Annotated in this window: 17 protein-coding genes and 1 tRNA gene; 12 read left to right on the top strand and 6 right to left on the bottom strand. The window is 68.7% G+C overall.

Translation table 11 applies throughout. The annotated features are described in order from the left end of the window. Nucleotides 1-15: 15 nt before the first annotated feature. On the bottom strand, nucleotides 16-1611 hold the full coding sequence (locus G6N07_RS14965; protein WP_085188066.1) for an acyl-CoA carboxylase subunit beta: 1596 nt from the start codon (nucleotides 1609-1611) through the stop codon (nucleotides 16-18). Nucleotides 1612-1714: 103 nt separating this feature from the next. Beyond that, nucleotides 1715-3412, bottom strand: coding sequence for an acyclic terpene utilization AtuA family protein (locus tag G6N07_RS14960; RefSeq protein WP_420866507.1), 1698 nt, complete (start codon nucleotides 3410-3412; stop codon nucleotides 1715-1717). A gap of 359 nt (nucleotides 3413-3771) precedes the next feature. Here G6N07_RS14960 and rpmF point away from each other — a divergent pair, with 359 nt between their 5' ends. The 7 genes from rpmF (at nucleotide 3772) to G6N07_RS14930 (ending at nucleotide 9563) form a co-directional block, all read left to right on the top strand. Beyond that, nucleotides 3772-3945, top strand: coding sequence for a 50S ribosomal protein L32 (rpmF, locus tag G6N07_RS14955; protein ID WP_085188070.1), 174 nt, complete (start codon nucleotides 3772-3774; stop codon nucleotides 3943-3945). A gap of 68 nt (nucleotides 3946-4013) precedes the next feature. Further along, nucleotides 4014-4700, top strand: a complete 687-nt coding sequence (locus G6N07_RS14950) for a response regulator transcription factor (RefSeq protein ID WP_085188072.1) — start codon at nucleotides 4014-4016, stop codon at nucleotides 4698-4700. Next, nucleotides 4700-6259, top strand: coding sequence for a HAMP domain-containing sensor histidine kinase (locus G6N07_RS14945; RefSeq protein ID WP_085188074.1), 1560 nt, complete (start codon nucleotides 4700-4702; stop codon nucleotides 6257-6259). The genes G6N07_RS14950 and G6N07_RS14945 overlap by 1 nt, the downstream gene beginning before the upstream one ends. Nucleotides 6260-6349: 90 nt before the next feature. Next, nucleotides 6350-7678 carry a S1C family serine protease gene (locus G6N07_RS14940; protein WP_085188076.1) on the top strand — a complete coding sequence of 443 codons (1329 nt, stop codon included), beginning with the start codon at nucleotides 6350-6352 and terminating at the stop codon, nucleotides 7676-7678. 74 nt (nucleotides 7679-7752) lie between these two features. Beyond that, nucleotides 7753-8250, top strand: a complete 498-nt coding sequence (locus G6N07_RS14935) for a MogA/MoaB family molybdenum cofactor biosynthesis protein (protein ID WP_179960045.1) — start codon at nucleotides 7753-7755, stop codon at nucleotides 8248-8250. A gap of 113 nt (nucleotides 8251-8363) precedes the next feature. Then, a complete protein-coding gene (locus G6N07_RS19745) occupies nucleotides 8364-8522 on the top strand; it encodes a hypothetical protein (protein WP_099050121.1) in 159 nt (52 codons plus the stop codon). Nucleotides 8523-8897: 375 nt separating this feature from the next. Next, a complete protein-coding gene (locus G6N07_RS14930) occupies nucleotides 8898-9563 on the top strand; it encodes a porin MspA (RefSeq protein WP_085188080.1) in 666 nt (221 codons plus the stop codon). A 61-nt stretch (nucleotides 9564-9624) separates the two neighbouring features. On the opposite strand, the gene mscL is transcribed toward G6N07_RS14930, so the two are convergent. The 4 genes from mscL to G6N07_RS14910 all read right to left on the bottom strand — a co-directional run bounded on the left by mscL (nucleotide 9625) and on the right by G6N07_RS14910 (nucleotide 11904). Then, nucleotides 9625-10095 carry a large-conductance mechanosensitive channel protein MscL gene (gene mscL / locus G6N07_RS14925; protein WP_085188082.1) on the bottom strand — a complete coding sequence of 157 codons (471 nt, stop codon included), beginning with the start codon at nucleotides 10093-10095 and terminating at the stop codon, nucleotides 9625-9627. Between the two features lie 80 nt (nucleotides 10096-10175). Beyond that, nucleotides 10176-10832, bottom strand: a complete 657-nt coding sequence (locus G6N07_RS14920; protein WP_085188084.1) for an SAF domain-containing protein — start codon at nucleotides 10830-10832, stop codon at nucleotides 10176-10178. A gap of 70 nt (nucleotides 10833-10902) precedes the next feature. After that, nucleotides 10903-11244, bottom strand: coding sequence for an FmdB family zinc ribbon protein (locus G6N07_RS14915; RefSeq protein WP_085188162.1), 342 nt, complete (start codon nucleotides 11242-11244; stop codon nucleotides 10903-10905). 66 nt (nucleotides 11245-11310) lie between these two features. After that, a complete protein-coding gene (locus G6N07_RS14910; RefSeq protein ID WP_099050122.1) occupies nucleotides 11311-11904 on the bottom strand; it encodes a 5-formyltetrahydrofolate cyclo-ligase in 594 nt (197 codons plus the stop codon). 83 nt (nucleotides 11905-11987) lie between these two features. Here G6N07_RS14910 and G6N07_RS14905 point away from each other — a divergent pair, with 83 nt between their 5' ends. The 5 genes from G6N07_RS14905 (at nucleotide 11988) to G6N07_RS14885 (ending at nucleotide 16224) form a co-directional block, all read left to right on the top strand. Then, nucleotides 11988-12899 (top strand): UTP--glucose-1-phosphate uridylyltransferase, encoded by a 912-nt coding sequence (locus tag G6N07_RS14905; protein WP_085188088.1) that lies wholly within the window; start codon nucleotides 11988-11990, stop codon nucleotides 12897-12899. Between the two features lie 41 nt (nucleotides 12900-12940). After that, nucleotides 12941-14200, top strand: coding sequence for a molybdotransferase-like divisome protein Glp (glp, locus tag G6N07_RS14900; protein WP_085188090.1), 1260 nt, complete (start codon nucleotides 12941-12943; stop codon nucleotides 14198-14200). 21 nt (nucleotides 14201-14221) lie between these two features. Further along, the gene (locus tag G6N07_RS14895) at nucleotides 14222-14875 is read left to right on the top strand and encodes a GNAT family N-acetyltransferase (RefSeq protein ID WP_085188092.1); all 654 of its coding nucleotides are present in this window, start codon (nucleotides 14222-14224) and stop codon (nucleotides 14873-14875) included. Nucleotides 14876-15009: 134 nt separating this feature from the next. Beyond that, on the top strand, nucleotides 15010-16101 hold the full coding sequence (sepX, locus tag G6N07_RS14890; RefSeq protein ID WP_085188094.1) for a divisome protein SepX/GlpR: 1092 nt from the start codon (nucleotides 15010-15012) through the stop codon (nucleotides 16099-16101). Nucleotides 16102-16151: 50 nt separating this feature from the next. After that, nucleotides 16152-16224 (top strand) — tRNA-Ala (locus G6N07_RS14885). Nucleotides 16225-16341: the final 117 nt, after the last annotated feature.

Here is a 16341-nt window from a genome sequence, read left to right as displayed (position 1 = left end):
CCAGCATCGGCGGCCTCACATCCGGAAGACGCCGAAGTTCGACGTCCCCTCGATCGGCCCGTTGGCGATGGCCGACAGGCACATCCCCAACACGGTGCGGGTGTCGCGCGGATCGATCACCCCGTCGTCGTAGAGCCGCCCCGAAAGGAACATCGGCAGCGACTCGGCCTCGATCTGCGCCTCGATCGCCGCCCGCAGCGCGGCGTCGGCCTCCTCGTCCACCTGCTGGCCGCGCGCCTGGGCGGCTGCGCGGCTGACGATCGAGATGACACCGGCCAGTTGCGTACCGCCCATCACCGCGGCCTTCGCGCTCGGCCAGGCGAACAGGAACCGGGGGTCGTACGCGCGCCCGCACATGCCGTAGTGCCCGGCGCCGTAGGAGGCGCCGATCAACAGCGACAGGTGCGGCACCGTCGAATTCGACACGGCGTTGATCATCATCGCGCCGTGCTTGATCATCCCGCGCTCTTCGTACTGCCTGCCGACCATGTATCCGGTCGTGTTGTGCAGGAACAGAAGTGGGGTGTCCGAGCGGTTCGCCAACTGGATGAACTGGGTGGCCTTCTGCGACTCCTCGTTGAACAGCACCCCTCGGGCGTTGGCCAGGATGCCGATCGGGTAGCCGTACAGCCGCGCCCAGCCCGTCACCAGCGACGAGCCGTAGAGCGCCTTGAACTCGTCGAAGTCTGAGCCGTCGACGATCCGGGCGATCACGTCGCGCGGGTCGAACGGGATCCGCAGATCGGGTGGGACGATGCCGAGCAGCTCCTCGCTGTCGAACAGTGGCTCGGTGACCGGGGCCGGGACCGGTCCCTGCTTGCGCCAGTTCAGTCGTTTGACGATCTGCCGGCCGATCCGCAGCGCGTCGAGTTCGTCGACGGCGAAGTGGTCCGCCAGACCCGATATGCGGGCGTGCATCTCGGCCCCGCCGAGCGATTCGTCGTCGGATTCCTCGCCCGTGGCCATCTTGACCAGCGGCGGCCCGGCCAGGAACACCTTCGAGCGCTCCTTGATCATCACGACGTGGTCGGACATGCCGGGCACGTACGCCCCGCCTGCCGTGGAGTTGCCGAAGACCAGTGCGATCGTGGGGATCCCGGCCGCCGAGAGGCGGGTGAGGTCGCGGAACATCTGCCCGCCGGGGATGAACACCTCTTTCTGGGTGGGCAGGTCGGCGCCGCCTGATTCGACCAGGGAGATCACCGGGAGCCGGTTCTCCCACGCGATCTGGTTGGCGCGCAGAATCTTTCGCAGGGTCCAGGGGTTGCTGGTGCCGCCCTTGACGGTGGGGTCGTTGGCGACGACCAGGCATTCGACACCGTTGACGGCGCCGATCCCGGTGACAATGCTGGCGCCGACGGTGAACTCGCTGCCCCAGGCGGCCAGCGGGCTCAGTTCGACGAAGGGGGAGTCGGGGTCCAGGAGCAGTTCGATGCGCTCGCGGGCGGTGAGTTTGCCGCGCGCATGCTGGCGTTCGACGTACTTGGCGCCGCCGCCGGCGAGCGCCTTGTCGTGTTCGGCATCGAGTTCGGCGAGCTTCGCGGCCATGGCGTCGGCGGCCGCGACATAGCCCGGCGAGGACGGATCGAGCGTGGACTTCAGCGCCGTCACGACCGGTATCCCGATGTCTTGGCGGCCAGGGACGTGAAGATCTCGCCGTCGCCGCCGCCGCCGGACTTCCGCGACTGCTCACGTTCGGCGGTATGCCAGTTGCTCACTGCGCCAACAACTCCTCGGGGATGTCGAGATGACGGCTGCGTAGCCATTCGCCGAGTCCTTTGGCCTGCGGGTCGAACCGGGCCTGGTAGGCCACGCCCTGCCCGAGGATGCCCTCGATGACGAAGTTCACCGCCCGCACGTTCGGCAGCAGATGGCGGGTCACCGGCAGATCGGCGGTCTCCGGGAGCAGGCGGCGCAGCGCGTCGACGGTCAACGTGTGCGCGAGCCAGCGCCACTGGTCGTCGGTTCGCACCCACACCCCGACGTTGGCGCTGCCGCCCTTGTCTCCGCTGCGCGCGCCCGCGATCAGGCCCAGTGGTGCGCGCCGCGTCGGCCCCGGCGGCAGCGGTTCGGGCAGTGCGGGTTCGTCGACCTGCTCCAGAACGCGGGTGTCGGTAGCGGCGGGGATGTCGGTGCGGGTGCCGTCGGCATGTACGGCGATGTGGGGCACCTCGGCGGCGTCGACGTGGCCGGCGGTGAACACACCGTAGACCTGTCCGTCGCTGGGCGGTGCGGTGACGTGGAAACCGGGGTAACTGGCGAGCGCCAGTTCGATTGCCGCGGAGGAGAACCGGCGTCCGACATTGGACGGGTCCGGGTCACGGACCACACAGCGCAGCAGTGCGCTGGCCGTCTCCTCGGTGTCGGCGTCGGGGTGATCGGTGCGGGCCAGTGTCCATTCCAGTTCGGCGGGTTTCACGGTCAGCTCTGCTTCGAGTTGCCGGCGCACGAGGTCGGCCTTCGCCTCGATGTCGAGGCCGGTGAGCACGAACGTCATGGCGTTGCGGAACCCACCCACGCTGTTGAGCGACACCTTCGCCGTCGGTGGCGGTGGTTCGCCCCGCGCACCGCTGATCCGCACCCGGTCGGGCCCGTCGTGCTGCAGTCGCAGTGAGTCGACCCGCAAGGTCACGTCGGGGTTGGCGTAGCGCGCGCCGGCGATCTCGTAGAGCAGCTGTGCGGTGACGGTGTCGACGCTGACGGCGCCGCCGCCGGGGTGCTTGGTGATCACCGACGAGCCGTCGGCGTGGACCTCCGCGAGCGGGAAGCCCGGATGGGTCATGACGCTGAGATCGGGGAAGTCTCTGGCGAAGAAGGCATAGTTCCCGCCGCTGGCCTGCACACCGCATTCGATGACGTGCCCGGCGGCGACGGCCCCGGCGAGGGCGTCGTAGTCGGTGCGCTTCCAGCCGAAGTGCGCGGCGGCGGGGCCGAGCGTCACCGAGGCGTCGGTGACTCGGCCCGTCACCACGACGTCGGCGCCCGAGTTCAGGCAGTCGACGATGCCCCACGCGCCGAGGTAGGCGTTGGCCGCCAGCGGCGTGCCCAACCCGAGTTCACCGGCGCGGCCGATCAGGTCGTCACCTTCGACATGGGCGACGTTGACGGACAGGCCGAGGCGATCGGCCAGCGCACGCACCGCCGCGGCCAACCCGGCCGGGTTCAGGCCGCCGGCGTTGGTGACGATGCGGACGCCGCGCTCGCTGGCGAGGCCGAGGCAGTCCTCGAGTTGGGTGAGGAACGTCTTCGCGTAGCCGCGGTCGGGGTTCTTCGCCCGGTCACGCGCCAGGATCAGCATGGTCAGTTCGGCGAGGTAGTCGCCGGTGAGGAAGTCGAGTTCCCCACCGGTGAGCATCTCGCGCATCGCGGCCAGCCGGTCCCCGTAGAAGCCCGAACAGTTGCCGATGCGCACCGGGTCAGCCAATCCGTACTCCCATGCCCGCTCCCAATCGTCTCGCCCTGTCAACCAACCGGGCCCCGTCAACCAACCGGTAGGTTAGCCGCTACTGCCGGTCCCACGTCAAGGACTTCGGAGCGATTGGTGCCTCCGGCCACCGCACGGTCGTGTGGTTCGGTGTGGTGGTGGCCAGCCTGGTCGTCGCCGCCTACCCGATGCTCTTCGACACCGTGCGCCACCGTCTGGGGCGGCGCTGAACGCCCAGGTTTTGGAGGCGGCGCAGCTCACCGGCTATCCTGGACAGTACTTGCCTGCGGCCCGCGCTCAACCGGGTGGCGCGTGGCACCCAGACCCTTCAGAGGAGAAGCTCGATCATGGCTGTGCCCAAGCGCAGAATGTCGCGTTCGAACACTCGTAGCCGCCGCGCGCAGTGGAAGGCCAAGCCGGCCGAACTCGTCGGGGTGACCGTCGACGGTCAGCACCACAAAGTGCCCCGTCGCCTGCTCAAGGCCGCCCGGATGGGCCTCATCGACCTCGATCGCCGCTAGCCCCACTTCGAGGACCGTAGCGGCGCGCCTCTCAGCCAAGTCTCAGGCGTCGAGGTGAAACTGTGCCTGTGCGCATACTTGTCGTCGACGACGATCGTGCGGTGCGAGAATCCCTGCGCCGGTCTCTGTCTTTCAACGGGTACTCGGTCGAGTTGGCCCAGGACGGTGTCGAAGCTCTCGACCTCATCGCCAATAATCGGCCCGACGCCGTGGTGCTCGACGTGATGATGCCCCGGCTCGACGGCCTCGAGGTGTGCCGGCGGCTGCGCAGCACCGGCGACGACCTGCCGGTCCTGGTGCTGACCGCCCGGGACTCGGTGTCCGAGCGGGTCGCCGGGCTCGATGCCGGCGCCGACGACTACCTGCCCAAACCCTTCGCGCTGGAGGAGCTGCTCGCGCGGATGCGCGCCCTGCTGCGCCGCACCTCACCCGACGACGGCGCGGACTCGCCGGCGCTGACCTTCCTGGATCTGACCCTCGACCCGGTGACCCGCGAGGTGACCAGGGGTTCTCGGCAGATCAGCCTCACCCGCACCGAGTTCGCGTTGCTGGAGATGCTCATCGCCAACCCGCGCCGGGTGCTCACCCGCAGCCGAATCCTCGAGGAAGTGTGGGGCTTCGACTTCCCGACCTCGGGGAACGCGCTCGAGGTGTACATCGGCTATCTGCGCCGTAAAACCGAAGCGTCCGGGGAGCCACGACTGATCCACACCGTGCGCGGTGTGGGGTACGTGCTCCGCGAGACGCCGCCCTGATGACCCTGCCGTTTCCGCCCGCTCCGGCGCCGACGCGGCGCAAACCTCCGCGCAACACCAGCTCGCTGTCATTGCGGTGGCGCGTGATGCTGCTGGCGATGTCGATGGTGGCGATGGTGGTCGTGCTGATGTCGGTCGCCGTCTACGCCGTGGTGTCGCGGGCGCTCTACGACGACATCGACAACCAACTGCACAGCCGAGCGAGGCTGCTGATCGAGAGCGGGTCGCTGGCCGCCGACCCTGGTAAGGCGATCGAGGGCACCGCGTACTCCGACGTCAACGCGATGCTGGTCAATCCGGGCCGGTCCATCTACACCGCCAACCAGCAGGGGCAGACGCTGCCGCTCGGTGAGGCCGAGAAGGACGTCATCTCCGGGGAGCTGCTGCTGTCGCTGCGCACCGTCAACCATCAGCGCATCCTCGCGGTACACCTCACCAACGGCAGTTCGCTGCTCATCTCCAAGAGTCTCGCGCCGACGGGTCAGGTGCTGGGCCGCCTCGGCACGGTGCTGCTGATCGTCGGCGGGGTCGGAGTGGCCGTGGCAGCCATCGCCGGTGGGATGGTCGCCAGTGCGGGGCTGCGGCCGGTGGGCCGGTTGACCCAGGCGGCCGAACGGGTGGCCCGTACCGACGACCTACGGCCCATCCCGGTGTTCGGCAGTGACGAGCTGGCCCGGCTCACCGAGGCGTTCAACATGATGCTGCGGGCGCTGACGGAGTCGCGCGAACGGCAGGCGCGGCTGGTGTCCGACGCGGGTCACGAACTGCGGACGCCGCTGACGTCGCTGCGCACCAACGTCGAGTTGCTCATGGCCTCGCAGGCGCCGGGTGCGCCGCGGCTGCCCGAGGACGAGATGGCCGGTCTGCGATCCGACGTGATCGCCCAGATCGAGGAACTCTCCACTCTGGTAGGCGATCTGGTCGACCTGACCCGCGACGAAGCGGGTGGGGTGGTCTACGAGACCGTCGACATGGCCGAGGTGGTCGACCGCAGCCTGGAGCGAGTTCGTCGGCGCCGCAACGACATCGAGTTCGACGTGAACACCGTCGGCTGGCAGGTCTACGGCGACGCCGCCGGGCTGGCGCGCGCCGTGCTCAATCTCCTCGACAACGCGGCGAAGTGGAGCCCGCCCGGCGGTCGCGTGGGAGTCCGCCTGACCCAGACGGACCCGGTCCACGCCGAACTCGTCGTATCCGATCAGGGGCCGGGCATCCCGGAGGCCGAGCGCGGGTTGGTGTTCGAGCGTTTCTACCGGTCGACCGCCGCCCGCGCGATGCCCGGCTCAGGTCTGGGGCTGGCCATCGTCAAACAGGTCGTCCTCAAACACGGTGGCGCGCTGCGGGTCGAGGACACAGTGGCGGGCGGCAACCCGCCGGGCACCTCGTTCTACGTGATGCTGCCGGGCCGTCCGCTGTCCTCCGACGGCGGCAACGGGGCTCCGGTGCCGACGGCGCAGTTCGACCCCGACATGCGTTCGGCCGGCTCACGCGCGGACCGGCGGGTGATCAAGAACGCCGAAACGAACGGCATGTCTCGGTCCGCTTCGAAGGAACTCTAAGTGGATTCTCAGTCCATCTGGGCACTGTAAGCACACGCCCTTTCGTTGGACGAACTGTCGGATCATCTACCAGGAAGAGCATCGACCGCTATGACGAACCACCCGCGGTACTCGCCGCCGCCGCAACAGCAGCCGCAGCATCGTCCGGTCGGCTCGGACCCGGGCTATCCGGGCGCCCAGCGGGCGGACACGTATTCGCAGCAGCCCTATGACTGGCGTTACGCCGCCCAACCGCAGCAGCAGTTCCGGGCGCCGTACGACCCGTACCGGGGCGCCGTTCAGCCGACCGCGGTGATGCCGCAGCCGCGGCCCCCTCAAAAGCGTTCGCGGGCAGGTCTTCTCACGGCCGGCGCGCTCGCGGTGGCGGTGCTGTCCGCGGGTATCGGCGGCGGTGTGGCGACGATGGTCCACCAGGACCGGCCGTCGTTCGGCAGCTCGGTCACCGGTGCGGCGCCGAGCGTTCCCGCCGCCGCCCTGCCTGCGGGCTCTGTCGAGCAGGTGGCCGCCAAGGTGGTGCCCAGTGTGGTGAAGCTCGAGACGAATCTGGGCCGTGCGTCGGGGGAGGGTTCGGGCATCGTCTTGACCTCGGACGGTCTGATCCTGACGAACAACCACGTCGTGGCCGCGGCCGCCGCCCGGCCCGGCGCGCCGGGTGGCGCCCAGACCAAGGTGATCTTCTCCGACGGCCGCAGCGCGTCGTTCACCGTCGTCGGCACCGACCCGAGCAGTGACATCGCGGTGGTGCGCGCAGAGAACGTCTCGGGACTGACACCGATCGCGCTGGGGTCGTCCGCCGATCTGCGGGTCGGTCAGGACGTGGTCGCCATCGGTTCGCCACTGGGCCTCGAGGGGACGGTCACCACCGGCATCATCAGCGCGTTGAACCGGCCGGTTGCCGCGGGCGGCGATACGCGCAACCAGAACACCGTCCTCGACGCCATCCAGACCGACGCCGCGATCAATCCCGGCAACTCCGGCGGGGCACTGGTGAACATGAACGGCGAGTTGGTCGGGGTGAACTCCGCGATCGCCACCATGGGCGGCGATTCGGCGCAGGCGCAGAGCGGTTCGATCGGCCTGGGCTTCGCGATCCCGGTGGATCAGGCCAAGCGCATCGCCGACGAGCTGATCCGGAACGGCTCCGCCTCACACGCGTCGCTCGGGGTGCAGGTCAGCAACGACGCCGCCACCGACGGCGCGAAGATCGTCGAGGTGAACGACGGCGGCGCCGCGGCCGCGGCGGGGCTGCCCAGCGGCGTGGTGGTGACCAAGGTCGACGACCGGGTGATCAACAGTGCCGATGCGCTGGTGGCGGCGGTGCGGTCGAAGGCGCCCGGCGACAAGGTGACGCTGACCTATCTCGATCCGTCGGGTGAGCCGCAGAGCCTGCAGGTGACGCTCGGAAAGATGCAGCAGTGACGACCGGCACCGGAGCACCGCGAACACTGCGAGTGGCTGCGCCGCTGTGCGTGCCCACCTATACGGTTGAGCTCATGGAGCAGCCAGGGGAGTTGGTGGGCCGCGCGCTCGTCGTCGTCGTCGACGACCGCACCGCCCATGGCGACGAAGAGGACCACAGCGGTCCGTTGGTGACCGAGCTTCTCGGTGAGGCCGGTTTCGTCGTCGACGGTGTCGTGGTGGTGTCCGCCGACGAGGTGGAGATCCGCAACGCGTTGAACACCGCCGTGATCGGCGGGGTGGATCTCGTCGTGTCGGTCGGTGGCACCGGGGTGACGCCGCGCGACGTGACGCCCGAGGCGACGCGCGACATTCTCGACCGCGAAATCCTCGGCATCTCGGAGGCGCTGCGCGCGTCCGGGCTGTCCGCCGGCATCGTCGACGCCGGGGTGTCCCGTGGGCTGGCCGGCATCTCGGGCAGCACCCTGGTGGTCAACATCGCCGGGTCCCGCGCTGCGGTGCGCGACGGCATGGCCACCCTGAGCCCGTTGGCCGTGCAAATCATCGGACAGCTCTCGAGCCTGGAGATCTGAGGTCGATGCGTCGTTTCTGGTTCGCCTCCGTTACCGCCGCTGTCTGCGGCGTTACCGGGAAGTGAACATTAATCGTTGTGGATTTGTGACCTTCGTCACATACGAGGGCTCCGGTGTGTGAGCAACCACACCCGGCCGCCGGTTCAGTTAACAAAATTTTCGGCGACACCCTGCCCGAGACGTCCTCCGACGAACGCGACGACCGGGCGTTCGGGGATCACGCCGAGCACGAGCGCTGGCTGCGCGACAACGTTCCGCCTCACCACCACTGACCGCTGCTTCATGATCAAGCAGGCAGTTCGCTCCGGTCGGAGATAATCCGAGTCATGTCGGGGCCTTTCCGGCGACGTCGAGGACTGTGAACGGTCGGCGTGCCCGGGTGCCGCCTCCTTGCACCGTCCACGGGAAGTCTCAGCAAACCTCGACCGGTGCGGGTCCCTGGTCCGCCGCCGGACTGCGTACGCGTTGCCGCCGGGGTGGCTCCCCGATATGTTCCTCCCGTCACGATGAGCTAGGCGTAAGAACCGTCTGTGGAGTCTCTAATCCGGATCACAGGTTGATCTTGCGGGGTGTTTGGTAAGAGCCGTAGATCAGGCGCCCAACGACAAACTCGGTGAGCAGTCACCGCCATAACAGCTAGGGAGATCATGAAGGCAATCAGTCGGGTGCTGATCGCGTTGGTTGCGGCCATCGCGGCTCTGTTCACGAGCACGGGCACCTCCAACGCAGGTTTGGACAACGAGCTCAGCCTGGTCGACGGGCAGGGCCGGACTCTCACCATCCAGCAGTGGGACACCTTCCTCAACGGGGTGTTCCCGCTCGACCGCAACCGCCTCACGCGCGAGTGGTTCCACTCGGGCCGCGCCAACTACATCGTGGCCGGCGAAGATGCCGACGACTTCGAGGGCACGCTCGAGCTCGGCTACCAGATCGGCTTCCCCTGGTCGCTCGGTGTGGGTATCAACTTCAGCTACACCACCCCCAACATCGCCTTCGATGGGGCGGAGACAAACATTATCGAGAACAACGGGGGAGACTTAAACCTCGACCTCGTGCCGATCGAAGGCATCCAGACCCCGCCGCTGTTCCCCGGTGTGTCGATCAGCGCCGACCTCGGTAACGGCCCGGGCATCCAGGAAGTGGCGACCTTCGCGGTCGACGTCGAGGGTGCCGACGGCGCGGTGGCCGTCTCCAACGCCCACGGCACGGTGACCGGTGCGGCCGGTGGCGTGCTGCTGCGCCCCTACGCCCGGCTGATCGCCTCGGAGGGTGACAGCGTCACCACCTACGGCGAACCGTGGAACATGAACTGACGCTTACAGCGTCACCGAACAGCCCCCGGAGAGATCCGGGGGCTGTTTTGTGTTCGGCCGCTCAGTGGGTGTCGGCGCTGGTGGTCTCGGCGGTGTCGGGGCTGGGGCCGGTGCTGGGGCCGGTGCCCGGTCCGGTGACCGTCGGCCCGGCCGGCCCGTTGCTCTGGGCGAGAATGTCGCGGATCTCGGTGAGCAGGCTCAACTCGGTGTCCTGGGCCTGCTCGACCTGACCCCGTTCGCGCAGCCTCTTGTACGGCAGCACGATCAGGAAGTACACCACCGCCGCCACGAGCAGGAAGTTGATGACCGCGGACAGCAGCACGTTGAGGTCGATGGTCTGACCGCCGCCGATGCCGATCCGCAAGATGCCGTAGTCCGCGTCACCACCGGCTCCGATGCGGCTGATCAGCGGTTCGACGACGCTGTTGGTGAAAGCCGTGACGAGCCCGGTGAAGGCGGTGCCGATGACCACCGCGGTGGACAGGTCCACGATGTTGCCGCGGGCGAGGAACTCCTTGAACCCTTTCAGCATGCGCTCATCCCCTTACTCGTCCGCATGACCGGTGACGGTGCGCCACCTTAGCCCGCTGTTCGGGCGCTCAGTGGAAGGGCTCAGTGGAAGGTGAGCGTGACTGCCTGCGTCAACGATGCGCCCGCCACGTCGTTGGCCGCCTGCGCCGGCAGCGCCACCAGCACGGCGCGCTCACCGGCAGCACCGGGCCCCTGCCGCTTCTCCGACACCAACACCACCACGGCGCGGGTGGCGATCACCCGCGGCCGCGCGTCCACCCCGGGATCCGACATCGGCGCCGCCAACACGTCGACCACGTCGCCGGCGCGCACCAGATCCACCAGTGCGCCGTCGGCCAACTGCAGGGACACAATGCGGGCGTCGGGACCCGCGGCGGCCTCGGCGATCCGCGGCCCGAGCAGCCGTACGTCGGTGAGAACCTCGCCGCGGCGAGCCGGTCCGGCGACCGTCGCGCCGACCACTTCGGCAGGGTCGGCGGCGGCGCCGTCGGGCACGGTCGTCAGTGGGCGGCGCTCCACCCGCACATGAGTTTCGGCCAGCTCGGTGCCCGGAGTGAGATCGTTGGCTGCGACGACGACGTCGACCTGGTCACCGTCGGGATCCGAACGCGCCGCGGCCACCGCGGCGAGCACCACCAGCGCCGCCGCCGCGATGCGGCGCGCTGCAACGGTGCGGCTCCAGTCCGGCCGCAGCCCGATCAGCCGTGCCAGCGGTGTCGGATCCAGTGATTCACCCATGCCGCCACGCTAGGCAGCGGCCGACCCGGCGCGCGCCTGGTCGGCGCGGGCCTGTGGATAACTTCGGGGATCAGCTCGATGCGGCGGCGGGAGTGGAACTCGACGAAGTCGATGACGACCCGGAACTCGACCCCGAATTCGACCCCGACTCGCTCGACGACGAGCTCGACTTCTCCGCAGAACTCGTGGACTCCGAGGCACTGTCGGCCGAGCCGTTGCTCGACGTATTCGCCGGCTCGCGGCTGTCGGTGCGGTAGAAGCCGCTGCCCTTGAACACCACTCCCACCTTGCCGAAGAGCTTGCGCAGCCGGCCGCTGCACTGGGGGCAATCGGTCAGCGCATCGTCGCTGAACGCCTGCACGGCATCGAACCGATTGCCGCATTCGGTGCACGCATAGGAATAGGTAGGCACGAAAACCTCCGAGGTCGTCAAACTTGTTAGCACTCTACCGGCTCAAGTGCTAGAACCGCTACGCGGTCACTCTGATTCCCGCAGCGCGACCAGTCCACACCCCGGTGTGAGGGCATGCGTCATCGGCACGTCGTGACCTTCGGCCGGGACCCGTTCGACGAACTCCTCGTCACGCACCACCGCCACCAGCAGCGCCGCGGGATCCGCCCGCCGCAGCGAGCGGTCGTAGAATCCGGCCCCGCGGCCCAGGCGCACCCCGCAGCGGTCCACCGCCAAGGCCGGAACCAACACGACGGCGGCGTCGGCCACGGCAGCGGCCGGAAGCCACGGTGGTGCCGGTTCACGTAGACCGAATTGTGCGTCGACCAGCAGACCCGGGCGGTACACGCCCCACCGCAGCGGCGTCGGGGCGCCCGCCTCGTCGTGGCGCGCCACTGGCAACAAGACCCGTGCGCCCCGCGCCAGCAGTTCGTCGAGCATCGCCAGCGATCCCGGCTCCGAACCGACCGGCACGTATGCGCACACGGTTGCACCGGCCACGGCGATTCCAGCAAGGTGCGCGGCGAGCGCCGCGGCCTCCCGTTCGCGTGTTTGCGGCGGCACCGTGCGGCGTGCCCGCGACACCTGCGCACGCATCTCGGATTTCGTCGGCGGCCTCACCTCTCCACGATGACATCCCGCCCGCGGAATACAGGTGCCGCCACAACCGGTTCAACCAGCGCACAGCGGTTAATCTGTCTGCGATGAGTCGACCAGAAGTACCCATCCCGTATACCGCCGTCGTGCCCGCCGCTGGGCTCGGTACGCGTTTCCTACCCGCCACCAAGACGGTGCCCAAGGAATTGCTGCCGGTCGTAGACACCCCCGGCATCGAATTGGTGGCCGCCGAGGCCGCCGAGGCGGGCGCCGAACGGCTCGTCATCATCACCTCCGAGGGCAAGGACAGCGTGGTCGCGCACTTCGTCGAGGACCTGGTGCTCGAGGGAACACTCGAAGCCCGCGGCAAGAAGACGATGCTCGAAAAGGTCCGTCGCGCGCCCGCGTTGATCAAGGTGGAATCGGTCGTGCAGGCCGAACCGCTCGGCCTCGGTCATGCCGTCAGCTGTGTCGAGCCCTCGCTGTCCGACGACGAGGACGCCATCGCGGTGCTGCTGCCCGACGACCTGGTCCTACCGACCGGGGTGCTCGAGACGATGTCGAAGGTGCGCGCCAAACGGGGAGGTTCGGTGTTGTGCGCCATCGAGGTGCCGCCCGAGAAGATCAGTGCCTACGGCGTCTTCGACGTCGAGACGGTGCCCGACGCCGCCAACCCCAACGTCCTGCGGGTCAAGGGGATGGTCGAGAAACCGGAGGCGCAGGACGCGCCGTCGCCGTACGCGGCCGCCGGCCGCTACGTCCTCGACCGGGTGATCTTCGACGCGCTGCGACGGGTGAAGCCCGGTGCCGGCAACGAGATCCAGCTGACCGACGCGATTGCGCTGCTCATCGAGGAGGGCCATCCGGTCCACGTGGTGGTGCACCGCGGAACCCGACACGACCTCGGAAATCCCGGCGGCTACCTCAAGGCTGCGGTTGACTTCGCGTTGGAACGCGACGACTACGGCCCCGAGCTGCGGCAGTGGTTGGTTGAGCGATTGGGCCTGCCCGAGAACTAGAACTGCGCGACAGGCCCGGCAGAAGTGGAGAAAGGCGTGTTGTGCGTTCGGTTGAGGAGCAGCAGGCTCGGATAGCGGCCGCCGCGGTGGCTCCGCGACCGGTACGAGTTGCCATCGCCGAAGCCCAGGGCCTGATGTGCGCCGAAGAGGTGGTCACCGAGCGGCCGATGCCCGGTTTCGACCAGGCCGCGATCGACGGTTACGCGGTGCGCAGCGTCGACGTCCTCGGTGTCGGCGGCGGTGTGGGGGCCGATGACCACGATGGCCGCGACGTCAGCCTGCCCGTGATGGCCTTGATCGAGGCGGGTGCCCGGACTCCCAGCCGGTTGCAGCCGCGGCAGGCCGCCCGGGTCCAGACCGGTGCGCCGATGCCGACGTTGGCCGACGCGGTGCTGCCGCTGCGGTGGACCGATGGCGGCGCGAACCGGGTGCGGGTGCTGCGCGGGGTGCGCTCCGGTGCGTACGTCCGCCGTGCCGGCGACGACGTGCAGCCCGGTGACGTGGCGGTGCGCGCGGGCACCATCATCGGTGCAGCACAGGTAGGTCTGCTCGCGGCGGTCGGACGTGAGCGGGTGCTCGTTCACCCACGCCCGCGACTGTCGGTGATGAGCGTGGGGGGTGAGCTGGTCGACGTCTCGCGCACCCCGGGCAATGGCCAGGTCTACGACGTGAACTCCTACGCGCTGGCCGCCGCCGGTCGCGATGCCGGTGCGGAGGTGAACCGGGTCGGCATCGTCGACACCGATCCCGTCCAGCTCCGCGAAGCCGTCGAGGGACAGCTCAACCGCGCCGAAATCGTGGTGATCGCGGGCGCGGTCGGCGGCGCCGCGGCCGAGTCGGTTCGCGCGGTGCTCTCGGAGCTGGGGGAGATGGAGGTCTCCCGCATCGCGATGCACCCCGGTTCGGTGCAGGGCTTCGGCCAGCTCGGCCGCGACCGGGTTCCGGTGTTCCTGTTGCCCGCCAACCCGGTCAGTGCGTTGGTGGTCTTCGAGGTGATGGTGCGGCCGTTGATCCGGTTGTCGCTGGGAAAGCGGGCGCCGATGCGCCGGGTGGTCACCGCGCGTGCGCTGTCTCCGATCACCTCGGTGGCGGGCCGCAAGGGTTACCTACGTGGTCAACTGATGCGCGATCAGGACACCGGCGACTACCTCGTCCAGGCGCTCGGCGGCGCCCCGGGGGCCTCGTCGCACCTGCTCGCCACGCTGGCTGAGGCAAACTGTCTGGTGATCGTCCCCACCGACGTCGATGAGGTCCGTACCGGTGAAACCGTGGACGTCGCCTTCCTGGCGCAACGCGGCTGAGCACGGCTGATGTGAGTCGAGGTGAACCTGCTGCGGTCGAGTTCTCTGCATCCCGGATGGCCGACACCCGCGGGCCCGTTGCGGGTGCCCGCCGGAGTGGTGCGGTTGCGTCCGGTCCGGCTGCGCGACGCCGCGCAGTGGAGCCGCATCCGGTTGGCCGACCGTGCCCATCTGGAACCGTGGGAACCGGTCACCGGCGTGGATTGGCCGCTGCGGCATGCATATTCGTCTTGGCCGTCGGTGTGCTCGACTTTGCGGTCGGAGGCCCGCAAAGGGCGGATGCTGCCGTACGCCATCGAAGTGGACGGGCATTTCGCCGGGCAGTTGACCATCGGCAACGTCACCCATGGCGCACTGCGCTCGGCATGGATCGGCTACTGGGTGGCCAGTGACCGCATCGGAGGCGGCGTGGCGACAGCGGCGCTGGCGCTCGGGGTGGATCACTGCTTCGGTCCGGTGATGCTGCACCGGGTCGAGGCCACCGTGCGACCGGAGAACGCGCCGAGTCGCCGCGTACTGGCAAAGGTCGGCTTCCGCGAAGAGGGTCTACTCAAGCGCTACCTGGAGGTCGACGGTGCGTGGCGTGACCACCTGCTGGTGGCGGTCACCGTCGAGGAGATCAGCGGGTCGGCGTCGTCGACCCTGGTACGTTTGGGCCGCGCCGACTGGGCCTGACTGCTGTTACTGATGTGACATATGTGACTGATGGTGCTTGTCACAAGCGAATTACAGGTGTGTAATTGTCTCGGCGCGTCGACCCCACGTGCGCTGGTCAACCGACCTAGTTTGTAGGGGAAAGGAGCAGGCGCATGCCAAGCATCCCCCAATCTCTGCTGTGGATCTCCCTCGTGGTGCTCTGGCTCTTCGTGCTGGTGCCCATGCTGGTGAGCAAGCGCGATGCCGTGCGGCGCACCAGTGACGTCGCGTTGGCCACCCGCGTGTTGAACTCAGGGCAGAGCGCTCGACTGCTCCGTCGGTCCCGTCCGGCGGCCGGCCACCACTCCGATCCGCAGTGGCGCCCGTCCGCCGACGAACTCGACGAACCCCTCGACGACCGCGAATCCCTCGGCGCCGAGCCTCAGGGCACGGTGGTCCTGGCCGCCGCGCCGCAGTGCGAAACCGAGCCGGACTACCTCGACGTCGACATCGTCGAGGAGGGCTCCGACGCGCTGCCCGTCGGTTCCGCCGCCGACGAGCCGCTCGAAGAGATCCTGCCCACCGCCGAGGGGGCACCGGAGTTCGACGCCGAGTTCGACGCCGAGGACGAGGTCGAGGTCGACGACGAGGATGAGGTCGACGACGAGGATGAGGCCGGCGACGAAAGCGGCGACCAGAGCGCCGAGGGCGCAAAGGGTTCCGACGGCGCCGAGTTCGCCGAGGACGGCACCGAAGACGAATACGAGTACGTGCCGGACTCGTCGGGGATCGAGGCCGCTCCGGACGCCGAGCCGGCCGGTGATTCGCTCGGTGCGGCGCGCCGACGGCGGTACCCGTCGAAGACCGCCGAGGCCGTCAGCGCCCGCAAGTACCGTTTCCGCAAGCGCATGGTGACGTCGATGGCGGTGGCGCTGCTAGCCTCGGCCGTCCTCGCCTCCCTCGTCGTGCCGTGGGCCTGGTGGCTGTGCGGTGCGGTCGCTACGGTGACCGCCCTCTACCTCGGCTACCTACGCAGGCAGACCCGCATCGAAGAACAGGTGCGGCGTAGGCGCGCGCAGCGCGTCCGCCGCTCGCGGCTGGGTGTGGAGAACACCGACGACCCCAAACTCGACGTGGTGCCCGCCCGCCTACGCAGGCCCGGTGCGGCGGTGTTGGAGATCGACGACGATGACCCGAGTTTCGAGCATCTCGACGAGGTTGCGTTCGCCCGGCACTTCGACCTGCCCCGAGCCGCCGGGCAGTAGGTCGGTTTCGGCCGGTGCGCGACGGCTGGTAGCCTTTCGTTCCGGTATCAGGGGCTATGGCGCAGTTGGTAGCGCGACTCGTTCGCATCGAGTAGGTCAGGGGTTCGATTCCCCTTAGCTCCACTGTTCGGCGCCTAAGAAGCCTTACTCGAACCCGCCAGTTTGGCTGTCTACAAGCGGAAAATAGGGCCTGATGTCAGTCGCGGGACTGCCGTTTGACTCGGGTGAGTGGGGGACTCT

It is taken from the genome of Mycolicibacterium doricum (assembly GCF_010728155.1).
Lineage (GTDB): Bacteria > Actinomycetota > Actinomycetes > Mycobacteriales > Mycobacteriaceae > Mycobacterium > Mycobacterium doricum.
The sequence above is the reverse complement of the archived record's forward strand: the minus strand, read 5'-3'. Positions and strand labels throughout refer to the sequence as shown.

Excerpts from the sequence above, each read along its gene's own strand:
- rpmF (WP_085188070.1), top strand. The coding sequence starts at position 3,772 with ATGGCTGTGCCCAAGCGCAGAATGTCGCGTTCGAACACTCGTAGCCGC.
- G6N07_RS14945 (WP_085188074.1), top strand. The coding sequence starts at position 4,700 with ATGACCCTGCCGTTTCCGCCCGCTCCGGCGCCGACGCGGCGCAAACCT.
- G6N07_RS14940 (WP_085188076.1), top strand. The coding sequence starts at position 6,350 with ATGACGAACCACCCGCGGTACTCGCCGCCGCCGCAACAGCAGCCGCAG.
- G6N07_RS14935 (WP_179960045.1), top strand. The coding sequence starts at position 7,753 with ATGGAGCAGCCAGGGGAGTTGGTGGGCCGCGCGCTCGTCGTCGTCGTC.
- G6N07_RS14930 (WP_085188080.1), top strand. The coding sequence starts at position 8,898 with ATGAAGGCAATCAGTCGGGTGCTGATCGCGTTGGTTGCGGCCATCGCG.
- mscL (WP_085188082.1), bottom strand. The coding sequence starts at position 10,095 with ATGCTGAAAGGGTTCAAGGAGTTCCTCGCCCGCGGCAACATCGTGGAC.
- G6N07_RS14920 (WP_085188084.1), bottom strand. The coding sequence starts at position 10,832 with ATGGGTGAATCACTGGATCCGACACCGCTGGCACGGCTGATCGGGCTG.
- G6N07_RS14905 (WP_085188088.1), top strand. The coding sequence starts at position 11,988 with ATGAGTCGACCAGAAGTACCCATCCCGTATACCGCCGTCGTGCCCGCC.
- sepX (WP_085188094.1), top strand. The coding sequence starts at position 15,010 with ATGCCAAGCATCCCCCAATCTCTGCTGTGGATCTCCCTCGTGGTGCTC.